Raw genomic sequence first — 825 nt, 5'->3', positions numbered from 1 at the left:
CCTCGTTTAGTGGACACCCGATTAGTACGGATCCTGTGCCCGTAGGAGAAGATGTTCATTGTGAGTGGGCAACAAAGAAAGAGCTACACTCCGGAGTTCCGGAGGGAGGCAGCTCGTCTTGTGATTGAGTCTGGAAGGCCGATTGCGCATGTTGCTGCAAAGATCGGTGTCGGGGCTGGACTGTTAGGCAAGTGGGTTAAACTCAATCGAGAACGCATAAGGCTCGGATGATGGGATGAGTCAGGCCGATCTGCGTGCAGAAATTACCAGGCTGCGCCGCGAGTTAGCTGAAGCTCGGTTAGACAATGAGTTTTTGTCAAAAGCCACCGCCTTCTTCGCTGCGAAGCAACGCGATCGGAAAAGTTCGAACTAATGCTTCCAGGAGAAGGCTTACTACAGTATTAACCAGATGGCGCGCCTTTTAGGTGTATCCCGATCTGGGTATTACAAGTGGGCCTGTAGGCACACTGACAAGCGAGCAGGCCGCGATAGGCGTCAAAGGTTCTACGATGATCTCGATCAGCAGGTCGATTCGATTTAGGAAGATTCCGACGAGGTCTACGGTTCGCCGCGAATTACTGCTGAGCTGCGCGATCGTGGTGTGAAGGTTGACCGGAAACTGTGGCAAAGCGTATGTGTGTGATGGGGATTGAAGGAATTTCACCACGGGTGTTTGTTTTGACTACCACCATTCAGTCAGCTCGTAAATCTTCGCTGCCTGACCTGGTCAAGCGCATGTTTGACCAGGGGCAACTTAACCGGGTCTGGATGTCTGATATTACGTATCTGCGCACTGGTGAGGGCTGGTTGTATTTATGTGTTATT

1 protein-coding gene and 1 pseudogene are annotated in these 825 nt (G+C 51.5%); both read left to right on the top strand.

All coding sequences use genetic code 11. The features are described 5' to 3' along the window. Positions 1-51 precede the first annotated feature (51 nt). Positions 52-231 carry a transposase gene (locus H7347_RS11050; RefSeq protein WP_227659138.1) on the top strand — a complete coding sequence of 60 codons (180 nt, stop codon included), beginning with the start codon at positions 52-54 and terminating at the stop codon, positions 229-231. A gap of 390 nt (positions 232-621) precedes the next feature. Then, positions 622-825 (top strand): annotated as a pseudogene (locus tag H7347_RS11045) (IS3 family transposase); the annotation flags it as partial.

Origin of the sequence: Corynebacterium sp. zg-331, assembly GCF_014267345.1 — a bacterium.
Taxonomy (GTDB): domain Bacteria; phylum Actinomycetota; class Actinomycetes; order Mycobacteriales; family Mycobacteriaceae; genus Corynebacterium.
This window is presented reverse-complemented; position numbering and strand designations above follow the sequence as displayed.